Genomic DNA, 15576 nt, shown 5'->3' on the forward strand with positions numbered 1-15576 from the left:
CCCCCAGCCTTCATCAAAGAACAGGCAGCGATATATCGACGGTCGTCCCTTCATCCGGCGCGCTCTGAATATGTATCGTGCCGTGATGCGCCTCAATAATGCGTGTGCTCACCATGAGGCCAAGCCCCGTTCCCTTTTCTTTGGTTGTGACAAAGGGCTCGCCAAGCCGCCTGATCAGCTCCTGGGGAATCCCCTGCCCTTCGTCCTTCACCTGTATATGTATGTATTGTCCACCCTGTATCTCTTCGGCCCTTGCCGTAATCTGTACCTTGCCGCCGCTTGGCATCGATTCAACCGCATTTTTGATCACATTGACGAATACTTGCTTCAATTGGTTCTCATTGCAGCTCGTAAGCGGGAGCTCCCCTTGCTGCTGATAGACGAGCTCTACGTTCATCAGAATGGCTTGCGTATCCAGAATCGAAACCACGCTTTGCAGAATAGCGTCCATATTGCCCGGCTGGAAGGGAGAGAGATGGGGCTTCGCCAGCGTCATAAACTCGTTGACGATCAGATTAATGCGGTCAAGCTCCCCCTCCATGATGCCAAAATACGTCGCTTCGTCCCTGTATTTGGATCGCAGAAGCTGGGTAAATCCCTTCAGCGCGGTAAGCGGATTGCGAATTTCGTGAGCCACGCCAGCCGCAAGCTGTCCGATTACCGACAGCTTCTCGGAGCGGAGTATCCGCTCCTCCGAACGCTTGCGCTCGGTCAAATCGCGAATAACGCTCAGCACGACCCTTTTGCCCATATAATTATCTATGCTGATATTAGCCGCTTCGATTTCCAGCACTCGTCCGCTGGTCAATACGATCCTGCCCTCTGCGAATGAGGTAGGCTCGTCTACGGAAATCGTCCATGACAGCTTTTCTTTCACGCTCTCGCGATCATTCTCATGAATATAATCATATAGATTTGTGCCCACTATACTGGAATCATCCGACATCCCCACCAGCTCCATCGCATGACGGTTAACATACAGCACCTTCTCGTTATGCGTAATGACAATAGGCTCCGGCATGCACATCATGATGCGCTGATACAGCTTTGCGTTTTGCAGAAGCATCTTCTCGCGCTCATGCTTCATCGTGACATCCTGTACCGTGCCTAGCAGCGCCCGCTGCCCGTCAAACGTAATCATCGAGCTGTTGCCCTCGAGATAGACCGTGCTGCCGTCCTTGTGCTTGCCTTTGATTCGAAATGGAAACTGCTTTTCACCATGATTATTGACAAAAAAATCGTGCTTCCTTAACGCTTGCATTTCTTCTTCGTCCACAAACTCTTCCAGCCTCCGGCCAATCATCTCGTCGGTTTGATAGCCAAGCATCTTCACCAAATACGGATTCAAATAGACAAATATGCCATTCTGCTCCACAAAGACACCCGCGACAACATGCTCCACCAGCGTCTTATATAAATCATCCTTCTCGTGCAAAGTCTCCTCCAACCGAATCCAATCGGACATATCGCGTATGATAAGTTGAACAGCCGGCATGCCATCGAACATAATGGGCACAGCATGGACCTCAGTCTTGACTATGCTTCCATCCAGGCGTACGAACTTCTTGAACGCAGATCGAACCGGTCGTCCTGCCTTAATAAATTGCTCGATTTTCTCCTCTAGCAGATGCGCATAATCGGGATGAATGAACGGAAATATCACTTTCCCCAACAGCTCTTCCGCTGAGGCTGCCCCAAGCATTCTTACAGCGGCATCATTTACGAATACAATCCGGCAACCGGAATGGACCAGGATGCCATCCGGCAAATAGTGAACGAGAGCATCATATCTTTCCCTGCTTTCACGCAGCAAATATTCGTTGCTTCTCTCCGTCATGTCCGCAACACTCCTTGAAGGGAATCCTCCGATATCGTCCATGGTAGTTTATGTTCCACGAACCCCCGCTTCCTTCCTGCTTCACCCTCTAAATAATGACAAAAAAGCTATTGGTTATCGTCGAACGATAACCAATAGCTTGGTTCATGGTGTCGCTATGGATTAGCCTTGAAGCAGAAGCTGCTCCGGATCTTCCAGCATTTCCTTCACGGCTACGAGGAAGCGAACAGCTTCGCTGCCGTCTACGATACGGTGGTCGTAGGAAAGCGCGATATACATCATCGGACGGTTTTCCATACGCTCGTTGTCGATGGCAACCGGACGAATTTGGATTTTGTGCATGCCCAGGATACCAACCTGAGGCGTGTTCAGGATTGGCGTGGACAGCAAGGAACCGAATACGCCGCCATTGGTGATCGTAAAGCTTCCGCCTTGCAGATCGCCGATGGAAAGCGTGTTGGCGCGTGCTTTCTGAGCCAGCTCCACGATATTTCTTTCGATCTCTGCGAAGCCCAGACGGTCCGCGTCGCGTACGACCGGAACAACCAGACCTTCCTTCGCCGATACGGCAATACCGATATCGTAGAATTTCTTCACGACGATATCTTCACCGTCGATCTCTGCGTTCAGCAGCGGGAACTGCTTCAGCGCGCCGACTACCGCCTTCGTGAAGAAGGACATGAAGCCGAGGTTCACTTCGTTCTTGTCGAAGAAGGACTGCTTGCGGCGCTTGCGCAGATCCAGGATCGCCGTCATATCCACTTCGTTGAATGTTGTCAGCATCGCTGCTGTGCGCTGTGCTTCCACCAGACGATTCGCAATCGTCGCGCGGCGGCGGGACATGCGCTTGCGCTCAACCGGCTTGCCGCCAGCTGCTGCTGCAGGCGCTGGAGCCGGAGCTGTCGGCGCAGGAGCCGCTGCAGGTGCAGGAGCTTGTCCGTTATGGGTACGTACATCTCCCGGATAGATGCGGCCGATGCCGTCTTTGCCTTGTACTTGCGTCAGATCGATGCCTTGTTCGCGTGCCAGCTTGCGTGCCGCAGGCGATGCATTCACGGATGAAGCAGTCGATACTGGTGCTGCGGCAGGAGCCGCAGCAGCTGCCGGAGCTGCAGGAGCTGGCGCTTCTGCCGCCTTCGGAGCAACAGGTGCCGGAGCTGCAGCCGGCGCGCCGGAGGACGCGCCGATCGAACCGATCGCCTCGCCTACCAGCACCACATCGCCGTCCTTCTTCGCAATGCTTGCTACAACACCGCTGCTGTCCGCACTGATTTCAATGTTGACTTTATCCGTCTCAAGTTCCAGAAGGACATCGCCTTGATTGACGTTGTCTCCTTCCTTCACGAACCATTTTGTAATCGTTCCTTCGGAAATCGATTCTCCCAGTTCAGGTACAATAATATCTGCCATTTGTTGTTACCCCCTTACCAAACTCGATTCGAATGGTTGACCATTCAAAGCGGAAGAAATAATAGCGTTTTGTTCTGCGACGTGAATTTCCTGATGGCCGGTTGCTGTACTTGCGCGATCCGGACGTCCAATGTAGCGGACCCCTACTTTGCCCGGCGCCAGCTCGCGCAGGCGAGGCTCCATGTAGGACCACGAACCTTGGTTCTTCGGCTCTTCTTGTACCCATACGATCTCTTCCAGCTTGCTGAACTGACCGATGATGCGCTCCAGCTCAGCTTGCGGCAATGGATACAGCTGCTCGACGCGGGCTACGCGAAGCCATGCGTATTCGCCTTCGCCAGCTGAGGACATTGCCTCCTCCAGATCGACCATAACTTTGCCCGTTCCGAGAAGCAGGCGTTTTACTTTGTCCTTGGCCGCTTTGGTCTCTGTCAGGCTGAATTGCGGCAGCACAGGCTTGAAGGAGCCTTCGCTGAATTCAACGCCATGCGACGCAACGCGCGGGTTGCGCAGCAAGCTCTTCGGAGCCATCAAGACGAGCGGACGCACATTGTCGCTGCCAAGCATCGCTGCTTGCTTGCGCAGCAAGTGGAAGTATTGCGCCGATGTGGTCAGATTCGCCACTGTCCAGTTATTATCTGCAGACAATTGCAGGAAGCGCTCCAGACGTGCGCTGGAATGCTCTGGACCTTGACCCTCGTAACCATGCGGCAGCAATATAGCAATACCGGATTTCTGCGACCACTTGGCGCGGCCGGCAGACATGAACTGGTCGAAAATAACCTGCGCGACGTTAGCGAAATCGCCGAACTGCGCTTCCCAGATAACGAATGATTCCGGTGCAAATACGTTGTATCCATATTCAAACGCCAGGACTGCCGTCTCCGACAGCGGGCTGTTATGAACCGCGAAGGAAGCCTTCGCTTGCGGGAACATATGCAGCGGCGTGAACTTCTGAGCAGTTGCATTGTCGTTCAGCATAATATGGCGATGAGCGAACGTGCCGCGCTCGGAATCCTGTCCGCTCAGACGGATCGGCGTGCCGTCCGCCAGAATGGTAGCGAACGCCAATGCTTCGGCATGCGCCCAGTCCAGCTTCTCGCCATCGTTCAGGCTTGTTGCTCTGCGCTGCAGAATACGCTGCAGCTTCGAATATTCCGTGAAGCCTTCCGGACGGTTCAGAAGCTCCAGATTGATCTCCTTAAGCGTCTCCATCGGCACAGCTGTGCGGACGTCCTCCGGCACAACTACGCCGTTCTCTTGCGTCACTTGAACATGCGCCTTGCCTTCATTCGCCTTCATGGCGTCATAGCCGGATTGCAGCGCGCCGAGTGTCTTCTCGCGAAGCTGTACCAGCTGCTCCTCGGTAATCGTTTTCTCCGCTTTTAGCAGATTGCCATACAGCGTCGCTACAGTCGGATGATTGCGAACCTTCGAATATACCAGCGGTTGTGTTGCTTCCGGGTCGTCCATTTCGTTATGGCCGAAGCGGCGGTAGCCGATCAGGTCGATAACGAAGCCCTTCTGGAAGCGCAGGCGGTATTCGCAAGCCAGGCGCACAGCTGCCAGACATGCCTCAGGATCGTCTGCATTCACGTGCATGATCGGCAGATCGAAGCCCTTCGCCAGGTCACTCGCGTAATAAGTCGAACGGGAATCTACGCTGTTTGTCGTAAAGCCCAGACGGTTGTTCGCGATAATATGAATGGTACCGCCATTGCGGTAGCCTTGAAGATTGTTGAAGTTCAGCGTCTCGGCTACGATGCCTTCGCCGATGAACGCCGCGTCGCCATGCACGCATACTGTAACCGCACTGTGCAGATCCTGTTCAGGGAAACCAGGCTTGCTGCGGTCTTCCTGGGCCGCGCGCGTGTAGCCCTCCACGACAGGGTTGACGAACTCCAAGTGGCTCGGGTTGTTCGCGAGCGTCACTTTGGCGCGTACGGTCTCGCCTTCCGTGAAGGCGCGGTCAGCACCCAAGTGGTATTTCACGTCGCCGGACCAGCCGTAGTTGATGCCCATGGATCCCTCGGAAGGAACCAGCTCCTTGTTAGGGGAGTGATGGAACTCGGAGAAGATCTTCTCATATGGCTTGCCAAGCACATGCGTCAGCACGTTCAGACGGCCGCGATGCGCCATTCCGATCAGAATATGCTGAGCTCCGTCATGCGCCGTTGCGCGGACGATCTCGTCCAGCACCGGTACAAGCATGTCGACGCCTTCGATGGAGAAGCGCTTCTGGCCGACAAACGTCTTATGAATGAAGCTTTCGAATTGCTCCACTTGCATGAGGCGCTCAAGCAGCGCTTCCTTCTCTCTATTAGACAGAGGAGCAGGGAAGGAACCGGATTCCGCTTGCTTGTGGAGCCAGGAACGCTCGTTCTCATCGTGGATATGTGTGAATTCATATGCTGCTGAACGGGTGTAAATTTCTCTGAGCCGCACGATGGCATCCCAACCATTGGCAATGGAATCCGGCGCGTTGTCCCAGATTAGCGATGCTGGAATGGATAGCAGATCCTCTTTCGTCAATCCGAAGGTCTCAGGGTCTAGCAGCTTCGTGTCAGCCGTTTGGCTAATGCCCAGCGGGTTGATATCCGCACCTAAATGGCCGTACCTGCGAATATTCAGCATTAGCTGATGCGCGGCAACGACCTTCTTGAGCATATTGCTGTCAAGCGGACCGCCTGCTAGCGGTGCTCCCGACTGTACGGCTCCAGTGCCGGCAGCCGGCGCAGCCGACGAAGAAGCAGCTGCTGTGGAAGGCGGCGCCCCCCATACGAGAAACAATTCGCGAACCGATGCTTCAACAGCATTCGGATCGGTCAGGAACAGTTCGTATTGCTCCTGAACATAACCAAGATTGGGACCATAGTAGCTTTTCCAAGGCGAAGAGTTGCGCTCATCATGGATGCTCATTGCAGAAAATTCCACCCTCTCTATTCATAACCATCCTATTATTTTCTATGGCGTACCATTCCATACATGGCCGCCTGCCCTTCCTTGCCGAGACATAGGAAGAGAAGCCTATACGCTGCAGGTTGTGCAGTTTCTTGGCCTCTTCATATTTTAGTACAATAACCGCTTGCCTTCCATAACCATATTGGCATCGGTTTCATGCATTTAAAGCATCAATGCCCGGTCCATGCATCATAAGGCGCGATTGATTAACAAATGCAGGTTTTTTTCTTCACGCCAACCTTGCCTCTGTTGGATATTTTGGCAATATAGTCCTCGGCCAAAGGCACCTTGCAAGCCGTATCGCCGACATCAACATGAACCTTGCCGATTGCCCTCCCTGTCTCAATGGCGTCCTCATGAAGCTCTCTGACATACGTGCCTACGGAGATGACAAAGCCATTCATCGCATAACGAGCCCTATTCTTCTCGTTATGGATGTCTGACCGAACTCTAGCGAGCAATCTGCGGATTTCTTCCATCGGAAGCTTGCTGTCGGGCGTAATGGACACATAACCGGCATAAGTGCTCCAGCCGCATGCCGCCTTCATCTCCTCTGGCGAATCGATCCACTCCAGCGCAAGCTCGCGGGCATAGGGGCTCTCCGCCGCCACACCGGCTACCGTATATTCCGCTATCATATACCAGTACGCTTCATCCGCCCATTGCCGCAGCAACTCCTTCGATACCTGCTTCGGATCAATAGACAGCCCCGCGAGATACATCGCATCGGAATTGCCGGAAGCATATAATCGTACCGCAAGCTCCCGGTCCTCCTTCACGTATTTGACGAGCTTCTTCAAATCGCCAACCTTGACGCCGAAGAGGGGCTCCATGGCGCCATGCCGGAGAAAGGTCCGTTTCGTCTGCTCGCTGCCCAGCTCCTGCAGCCGCTGCATCAGTTCCTCGTATGTCATAGAGCCCTCCTAATCCATTGTGACTTAAGCTTGCCGTCCTGCCGTCAATTCTACCAGCGTGCGCACCATGACGCCGGTGCCGCCCTTCGGCTCCCAGCCTCTGGCCGCCTCCAGCCATGCCGTGCCGCCGATATCCAGATGAACCCATGGCAGCCCTTCGGCGAAGTATCCGATGAACATGCCGCCTTTGCTCGCTCCGCCATACTGGGAGCCGCTGTTTTTCAGATCGGCTGCATCGCTCTTCAGCCCCTTCAAAAATTCAGGATAAGCCGGCAGCTGCCACACTCGCTCCCCCGCACGCTCCGAAGCCCGGAGCACATCCGTCATTAAGGCATCATTGTTCGTAACTGCTCCTGTCGCTTCATAACCAAGCGTGACCATCACAGCTCCCGTAAGGGTCGCAACGTCAACCAGCTTCGTAGCGCCGCGGCGAATCGCCGTTGTCAGGCCGTCAGCCAGCACCAGCCTGCCTTCTGCATCCGTATTGACGACTTCTACCGTATGCCCGCTCATCATCCGAATGACGTCGCCAGGCTTCAAAGCGCGATCCGAAGGCATATTCTCCGCTGTCGGCACGACTGCGAGCACATTCACTTCCGCCTTCAGCTCCGCCAATGCGCGCAGGGCGCCCAGCACGGCCGCAGCTCCTCCCATGTCGGAGATCATCTCTTCCATCCCGGCTGCCTTCTTCAAGGAAATGCCGCCCGTATCAAACGTAATGCCTTTGCCGATCAAGCCCCATACCTCGGAGGAATCCGGCGCTCCCTTATAGTGGATAACGATCATTCTTGGCGGATTGACGCTGCCTTGGCCGACGCCCAGCAGACCGCCCATGCCTTGCTCGGAAGCCGTCCATTCGTCGATGACTTCAATCTCGAGCTCGTATTGCGACGCAAGCTCCTCCGCATGGTACGCCAGACGCTCCGGCGTCAGATCATTGCCGGGCAGATTGGTCAGATCGCGGGCATACGCCACGCTAGCAGCCAGAATCTGGCCTTTGTCCGCGCCGCTCTTCCACAGCCCGCTATGCGCCTGCGCACCGTCAAAGCCCTCTTCAAATCGGTAGGTTAACTCATTCAAGCCATAGCGGGCCTGCTCTTCCTTCTTCAGCGGCTGTCTATCGTGCAAAGCCAATTGGATGCCTTCCGTCATCGCCTGCGCTGCCGCTTCCGCGCCGATTGCGCCGAGGTCCTGCTCCAATGCCGACGATGTCAGCAGAAGTTCCGCGCTCGCAGCGCGAATCTTCTTCAGCGCCTTCGCAGCCGCAGCGCCGGCGTGGCGCAAGCCGTCAGCTCCGGAGCCCGGCGCGTAGCCTACGAATACGATATAAGGCTGCTCGATCAGCCCAAGCGATGGCATGCATTCAGCCTGCTCCGGCTTCGCCTGGAACAGTCCTTTGGCATAAGCTGCGCGCAATTGCCCGTCTATTTGGGGATGAAGGATTCCGGATGTACCTTTCAATTCTTCCTCTATGATAAAACGCACCAGGGCATCAGGCGCCGCTTCCCCCGCCTGTCTATTGCCTACTTGAATAGCTGTCGTCATGATAACATCCCTCGTTTCTCAAAATATAGCAAAAAATCGGGGCAGGAAACCCCGATTCGATTCTAAACCTTTATTCGGCCAATGGCAAATATACGATAAACTCCGTTCCGCTTCCGACCTCGCTGTCAACCCGAATCGTGCCCCCGTGGTTGCGGATAATGCGATAGCTGACAGAGAGTCCAAGCCCGGTTCCCGCTTGCTTGGTTGTAAAAAAAGGATCAAAAAGCCTGTTCATTGTAGCCTTGTCCATGCCTTTGCCATTGTCTCTGATCAATATCTTCACATATTGCCCGTCGCTGCTGAGCAATATGTCGATCTTGCCTCTGCGGTCCGATTGCATTTCTTCAACGGCGTCCAGAGCGTTTTTCACGATATTCAGGATGACCTGCTTCACTTGTTTGATATCAATGGACACATAAGCTTCCGCACTGTACGTTTCAACAGAAATTTCGGTATTGCGTAGCAAGGATTCGCTTTCAGTCAGCATGACGACTTCACGGATGAGATGATCGATGGATGCGGCTTGTTTCATAGGAGCGGATGGTTTGGAGGAATTGAGAAATTCATAGATGATATCGTTGGCGCGGTCGATTTCCGTCAATATAATACGCGCATATTCTTCCTTTCCCACCTCTAGCAAGTAAGGCCGAAGCAACTGAATGAATCCTCTGATGCTCGTTAGCGGATTGCGGATTTCATGGGCGATTGCGGCTGCGATCTTGCCTAGCATGGCAAGCTTGTCGTTCTGCAGAGCGCTTTGTTCGATTTGCTTATATTCCGATACGTCCTTCACACTGAACAGGAAATCCCCGTCGAGCTGGTCGCCGTATGTAACAGTAGCAAGCAGATGCTTGCCGTCCTTATGCTGAAATTCGTAGTAACGGCTTCGTTTCATGAACATCTCCCGGTACAGCCGGAGGATGGTCCGTTTGGAGGTAATGGCAAGCTTGGGATGCAGCAGAATCTCTCTAATGTTGCAGCCGACCAGCGTTTTTCTGGGAATATCCAGCAGCTTGGCCATCTGGACGTTGATAAAAGACAGGATACCGTCACTGTCGAATAGCGCGATACCGCTGTCCATATGCTGCAGCACGTTTTCGTATTTATTTTTAACCCTCTCGAACGAACGGTCCGAATGGAGCATGAGCGCCCGCATCTCCATAAATTTCTGTGCCTCCGACGGCTCATGCAATTCTCCGTCAGCGCTGACTTCCATCTTGAATCGGCATGCCACCATCAGCTCCATAAGAAATACGAAGGACCGATGATAGAGTTGAACGGCATCTTTGGATTCCACATTGGCTGCGAGTTCTTGTATGCATTCCTCATGTACGGCTATAATCTCTTCCTGATTAAACTCCTGAAGTTGTTTGCCCAGCTCGTATGCATGATGAAGCGATGCTTCCTTACCACCCCGGATATACTCGGCAAGCGCCGGGAAATAACGCTTTCGAATGGCTTGCATCTACTACTCCTCCCCGGCAAAACTATGAATTTGGACGAATGAACTTACCACTAATCATAGGTTTACTTTACAAAGGCTGTCAATCGGAAATCCTGTCGAAAACAGGTGTCAATATAGTCGTAAAGACTCGTTTTTTGTTAGATGCAAAACAAGGCGGAGCCCTCTCCCCCTAATGACTTCAAGCTCAAATAGAAGCAAGCTGACTGCTTGCAGGCATTGAGCTAATCTCTGCTGTTATGCTGACGATCGCTGCGGGATGAGTCTTTGCGGTCATTGCCTTGGTTATGCTTCTTGTCCTGGCCGCTATCCGGATTCGAGCTTCCGCGGCTTTTGCCGTTCTGGCTGTCATCGCCGCCATGATCGTCTTTTTCGTTCCGGCTCCCCTTCTTGGAGGCGTCCTTGTCCCGATCCTTATTTTGATTTCCTTTTTGATCGGTTTTGCTATCGTTTTTGCCGTTGTTTTTACTGTTGTTTTTGCTGTTGTTATTCTTGCTGTTTTTGTCGGTTTCTCCCTTATTTTCATTCATATTTTTGTTCCAGCCCGTCCAGGGCTGGACGCTTTTCCCGTTATTGCTGCTGTTTTTGTTATCTTTATTGTTTTTGTTATCTTTATTGTTTTTGGAATCCTTGCTGCTTTTACTATCTTTTTCGATCCCGTTATTGGAATTGTACCAGCCGTTATGATTGCTGTTTCCCCACCCGCTCCAGCTCCAGCGATCGCCGTATTTGCCGTTGTTCCACTTGCCCGAAGATTTGCGGTCATCGTCATCATCGTCGCGATCATCGTCATCCCGGTCATGCCACCAGCCATGGCGATTCGGCTTGCCAGTCTCGGATGGCTTTACGGTCGGCTTAACCGCCGGTTTGGAGGACGGCTTAGCCGAAGGCTTAGGCGTCGCGGTCGAGGAAGGCTTCACTGCTGCGCCTGTACCGGACGAGCCGCCTTGCGCCTGCTGTGCCTTCTTCTCCTTGGCCAGAAGCTTCTCCAGCTTCTGCTTGGTTGCGGCCTCTCCCTTTGCTTCTACCAGGCTCTTCATGCCGCCGATCGGCTCAGACCAGGAATCGATTGACTCCTCCTTCAGCTGCCCCAGATCCACCGCATGTCCTTCATATTTCGCCATCAGATATACAGCCATCTTGCCCGATGAAATGCCGTTGGCATCTGCTTCAGCGCGAAGCGCCTCCGGCACGGCTAATGTTGTAATGGTTATCGCTTGATTGGCAGCCGCATGGTCGGCGATCCACTGCTGCAACCGCTCGTCCAGCTTGCTCGTAAGCAACGACTCGAACTCGAGGCCAGGCTGCTTCTTCCCGTTCAGCAGTACACTAGTAATCAAAATATCCTTATACGGCGCATCCAAATAATGCTCGTTGCTCGCTTGCTCCAATATCGCTGCCGCAACCGTCTCGACATCGACGCCTTTATAAGCAATCCCCTCAATAATCCGCTCGCCGTCTTCGTTCAATGCGCGCAGCTGACGCACCTTCTCGCCCCCGTCAACGCCAATCTCGACGCTCGGGTTAATATCCATCGTCAAATATGCGACTACAGGATGGGTCGAGGAGAACGCATAGGCAAGCCCAGCTATCAGCATAATGCCAAGCATGGCCGCCGCCGCGGTATAGCGCATCGAGATTCGGTTCCATTTCAAGCGCCTAGGCTCTGCTTGCTCTTCCTCGAATACAATTTCTTCGCCGATCTGAGGCGAGCCTTGTAGAGGAGCACGGAGAAACCGACCGTCGGCAGTCATCACAACAGCATGTTTGGCATGCACGCTCATTACGATTCCGCGCTTCATCTGCTCACCTCCTTGCCTGCTGTTGTATCATCAATTCGTATGTCCAAATAATCATTCATATAAGGATAAGATCCTGACATGATAACGGCTAATGCAATTATATATTTGCGGTTGCGCTCCAGCGTCTTGCGAGAGACACCGCTTTGATCCATTAATTCCTTAATTGGCATGCGCTGCGTCAATCTGAGCATCGCCATCAGAGACCCGTTTTGAGCCAGCATCGCTGCAATGCCGATCAGCATTTGCCGCGAATCGGCGTGCTTCGGCGAGTTATCAACAAGCTCGGGGAAGGTAATGCCGAACAGCTCCAGCTCCAGGCTAAGCTCTTCGATCTCCTCTCGCCTCTCGGTAATGTTTCTGTTCATCTCATGTTCGTCCAGTGCCTGCCTCGTATCAAGCACGTTGTATACGGCTCCGTCGTCGCCTTCCGAATCATATGTACTGTAAGGCACGGCTTGCAAATGCCTTTGCTCTTTTCGCACATGGTCAATAAGCCGACGTTGGATGACGGTTTTTGCAAATCCGAGGAACGATGCTCCCGCTTCGGCATCATACTGATTGATCGCTTCATTGAATGCAAGCAATGCCACGCTGAACTCATCATCTCTATTTGGATCGACATACCGTTTGCAAAATCTGCTTGTTAGCTTTGCTATATATGGATAATACTCGGCAATGAATTGATCTCTAAGCCCTTCATCGCCTTGTCGTATTTTCTCTACGTACTGCTCCGGTCCCAGCCTCTGCTCGGATGATACAGCTTGGGAGGGAACCGATTTGCGCAAAAAGCGCTTGAATAGGATCAGCAACAACCGCTCCACCTCACTACTACATCATTTCGTGACTGCCTCCGCGCTTTGCGGGGGTATCATTAAAAAAAGTTAATTTATTTTCCGTTTCAAAAAGACAGATGCCTCCGCAAGGGGAGGCATCTGAATATTTCCCGTATCCTATACCGAAGATTGGCGCTTCAGCAGACGGTTGCGCCTGCTGTTCAGCACCATTAGCCGCTTCTTGAGCTCCATCTGCCACTGCATATCGTCGATAGTTTTGGCAAAGCTGAGCAAGTCAAGCGACATATCGATCTGGCTTCGCACGACCTCAATCGGATCTTCACTCTCGTGATTAACGCAATTCTCAAGCAGCGCACGCTCGTCTCTATCGACGTAATCATCGAAATCAACTTCGGCGCTGCCGTCGCCATGCGCGTATTCAGCCAAAATTTCATATTCCTGCTGAGCTAAATAATGAACGTCGACGCGGTGGCATACCGGGCAAAATGTAATCGGCACATTATGAATATTCGTATGAAAATGCTTTAGCGTTCCTTTAGTTCCAATCATGCTGGCTCCGCAGCAAAAACTCATCTCGTCACGCTCCTTACGGTATAGACTGCGTATATGGATGACAGAAGGCGACGATGCTTGAGTCGCTTAAGATATTATGTATTCGCTGTCAGCCGTCGAAATTCCTGCATGCGGCCCTTTCATTAGGAATTCCTCATGATGCGTGGGCTAAGTTCAACATTGACGAACAAAGCTTTCAACCGTAAATTACGGACACTGCCCGTCGCCACTGCGCAAGAAACTTTCTTCCGATCTCTGTTGTAGACGGATTCTTCTGATCTTCTTAACCCTTATAGGGTAAGAACCCGTCTACAAAGGCGAACGCTGCCGCTTCTCCAGAATGTTTCTTGCTCCGCTTGCTCTTGCAGCTTTCAATGTACTTCAAAAAATTCAATAACTTCAACAATTTCAAGAGCTTCAACAATTTCAAGAGCTTCAACAATTTCAAGAGCTCTCCCGGCTTTCATATCCAGCCTGTATACCAGCTCACCGCCCGCAACCGCCACTGCACAAGAAACTTTCTTCCGATCGCTGTTGTAGACGGATTCTTCTGATCTTCTTAACCCCCACAGGGTAAGAATCCGTCTACAAAGGCGAACGCTGCCGCTTCTCCAGAATGTTTCTTGCTCCGCTTGCTCTTGCAGCTTTCAATGTACTTCAAAAAATTCAATAACTTCAACAATTTCAAGAGCTTCAACAATTTCAAGAGCTTCAACAATTTCAAGAGCTCTCCCGGCTTTCATATCCAGCCTGTATACCAGCTCACCGCCCGCAACCGCCACTGCACAAGAAACTTTCTTCCGATCGCTGTTGTAGACGGATTCTTCTGATCTTCTTACCCCTTATAGGGTAAGAACCCGTCTACAAAGGCGAACACTATCGCTTCTCCAGAAAGTTCTTGCTCCGTTTGCTCTTGCAGCTATAGATTTATAAAGATTAACAACATGACAATTACTTAAACCCAAACAGCTCACGGCATATTTGTTATTCGCAAATTGAACTTCGACCAACACTTGCAAGCGCAACTCCAAAGAAACATTATGACTACGTCTGCTCGGCAACTGTCACTCTATAAACGAAATATGCGGAGATATTGTTGCGAGAAGCAACTTTTTACCAATACAAGAGAAGATATAAGAAATGGCGGCGCCAGGATTTGACTCCTGGCGCCGCCATTATTTTTATTGGTAAAGCTATTATTTCGTCATTGCTGCAACAATCAAATCGCCCATTGCTGTTGTGCCGATTGCTTGGCTCTTGTCGACTGCAATGTCGCCAGTGCGATGGCCAGCGTCAAGGACGTTCTTAACTGCTTCTTCGATCGATTTCGCCGCATCGTGGTAGCCGAATGTCAGACGGAACATCAGCGCAACGGACAGAATCGTCGCGATAGGGTTGGAAATGCCTTGTCCCGCGATATCAGGAGCGGAGCCGTGCACCGGCTCGTACAGGCCGAAGCTGCCTTCGCCCAGGGAAGCGGAGGACAGCATGCCGATGGAGCCCGTCAGCATAGCCGCTTCGTCGCTCAGGATGTCGCCAAACATGTTCTCTGTTACGATAACGTCAAAGCTGGACGGACGGCGAAGCAATTGCATTGCACAGTTGTCGACAAGCACATGCTCCAGCTCAACCTCAGGGTATTCAACCGCAACACGGTTGACAACTTCACGCCACAGGCGGGATGTCTCAAGAACGTTCGCTTTGTCTACCGAAGCCAGACGCTTGCCGCGAGTCATCGCGATATCGAAAGCTTGGCGTACAATACGCTCAACCTCTTGAACATTGTATACGCAAGTATCGACTGCTTCTTCGCCGTTCGCGCCTTCGCGGCGGAACTTCTCGCCGAAGTAGATGCCGCCTGTCAGCTCGCGCACAACGATCAGGTCAGTGCCTTCCAGCACTTCAGGCTTCAGCGTCGACGCGTCTTTCAAGCAATCAAACACCGTTGCAGGGCGGATATTGGAGAATAGGCCCAGCGCCTTGCGGATGCCCAGAAGGCCAGTCTCTGGACGCAGCTCCTTGGAGTTGTTGTCCCACTTCGGACCGCCTACCGCGCCAAGCAGCACCGCGTCTGCCTTCTGGCACAGCTCAAGCGTCTCCTGCGGAAGCGGAGTTCCTTTCTCGTCAATCGCAATGCCGCCGAACAAAGCATGCTCAGTCTCGAATTGGTATCCGAACAATTCCTCAGTTTTTTTCAATACTTTCAACGCTTCGCCAACGACCTCAGGGCCGATGCCGTCGCCGCCAAGAACCGCAATTTTTTTAACGTCTGCCATGTTCACGAACACTCCTCTATATC

Annotated in this window: 12 protein-coding genes; all 12 read right to left on the bottom strand. The window is 52.5% G+C overall.

Annotated features, from left to right (window positions below; genetic code table 11):
• Positions 1–13: 13 nt before the first annotated feature.
• Positions 14–1837: a PAS domain S-box protein gene (locus D3P09_RS06410; RefSeq protein ID WP_165867330.1), complete on the bottom strand. Its 1824-nt coding sequence runs from the start codon at positions 1835–1837 to the stop codon at positions 14–16.
• Positions 1838–1999: 162 nt separating this feature from the next.
• Positions 2000–3247 carry a 2-oxoglutarate dehydrogenase complex dihydrolipoyllysine-residue succinyltransferase gene (gene odhB / locus D3P09_RS06415; RefSeq protein WP_120108123.1) on the bottom strand — a complete coding sequence of 416 codons (1248 nt, stop codon included), beginning with the start codon at positions 3245–3247 and terminating at the stop codon, positions 2000–2002.
• Positions 3248–3253: 6 nt separating this feature from the next.
• Complete coding sequence (locus tag D3P09_RS06420) at positions 3254–6166, bottom strand: 2-oxoglutarate dehydrogenase E1 component (protein WP_120108125.1); 2913 nt, start codon at positions 6164–6166, stop codon at positions 3254–3256.
• A gap of 248 nt (positions 6167–6414) precedes the next feature.
• Positions 6415–7122, bottom strand: coding sequence for a DNA alkylation repair protein (locus D3P09_RS06425; RefSeq protein ID WP_120108126.1), 708 nt, complete (start codon positions 7120–7122; stop codon positions 6415–6417).
• Positions 7123–7146: 24 nt separating this feature from the next.
• Positions 7147–8667 carry a leucyl aminopeptidase gene (locus D3P09_RS06430; RefSeq protein WP_120108128.1) on the bottom strand — a complete coding sequence of 507 codons (1521 nt, stop codon included), beginning with the start codon at positions 8665–8667 and terminating at the stop codon, positions 7147–7149.
• Positions 8668–8737: 70 nt separating this feature from the next.
• The gene (locus D3P09_RS06435) at positions 8738–10132 is read right to left on the bottom strand and encodes an ATP-binding protein (protein WP_120108130.1); all 1395 of its coding nucleotides are present in this window, start codon (positions 10130–10132) and stop codon (positions 8738–8740) included.
• Between the two features lie 221 nt (positions 10133–10353).
• Positions 10354–11931, bottom strand: coding sequence for an anti-sigma factor domain-containing protein (locus D3P09_RS06440; protein WP_120108131.1), 1578 nt, complete (start codon positions 11929–11931; stop codon positions 10354–10356).
• Positions 11928–12740: an RNA polymerase sigma factor SigI gene (gene sigI / locus D3P09_RS06445; RefSeq protein ID WP_243643922.1), complete on the bottom strand. Its 813-nt coding sequence runs from the start codon at positions 12738–12740 to the stop codon at positions 11928–11930. The genes D3P09_RS06440 and sigI overlap by 4 nt, the downstream gene beginning before the upstream one ends.
• A gap of 141 nt (positions 12741–12881) precedes the next feature.
• Positions 12882–13298 carry a hypothetical protein gene (locus tag D3P09_RS06450; RefSeq protein WP_120108135.1) on the bottom strand — a complete coding sequence of 139 codons (417 nt, stop codon included), beginning with the start codon at positions 13296–13298 and terminating at the stop codon, positions 12882–12884.
• A gap of 350 nt (positions 13299–13648) precedes the next feature.
• Entirely contained in the window at positions 13649–13783 is a 135-nt protein-coding gene (locus D3P09_RS28280) for a hypothetical protein (RefSeq protein ID WP_279387117.1), read from the bottom strand.
• A gap of 141 nt (positions 13784–13924) precedes the next feature.
• Positions 13925–14059, bottom strand: a complete 135-nt coding sequence (locus D3P09_RS28285) for a hypothetical protein (RefSeq protein ID WP_279387117.1) — start codon at positions 14057–14059, stop codon at positions 13925–13927.
• Between the two features lie 414 nt (positions 14060–14473).
• The gene (leuB, locus tag D3P09_RS06465; RefSeq protein ID WP_120108139.1) at positions 14474–15553 is read right to left on the bottom strand and encodes a 3-isopropylmalate dehydrogenase; all 1080 of its coding nucleotides are present in this window, start codon (positions 15551–15553) and stop codon (positions 14474–14476) included.
• Positions 15554–15576 lie beyond the last annotated feature (23 nt).

The sequence above is a fragment of the Paenibacillus pinisoli genome, from assembly GCF_003605435.1.
GTDB lineage: Bacteria > Bacillota > Bacilli > Paenibacillales > Paenibacillaceae > Pristimantibacillus > Pristimantibacillus pinisoli.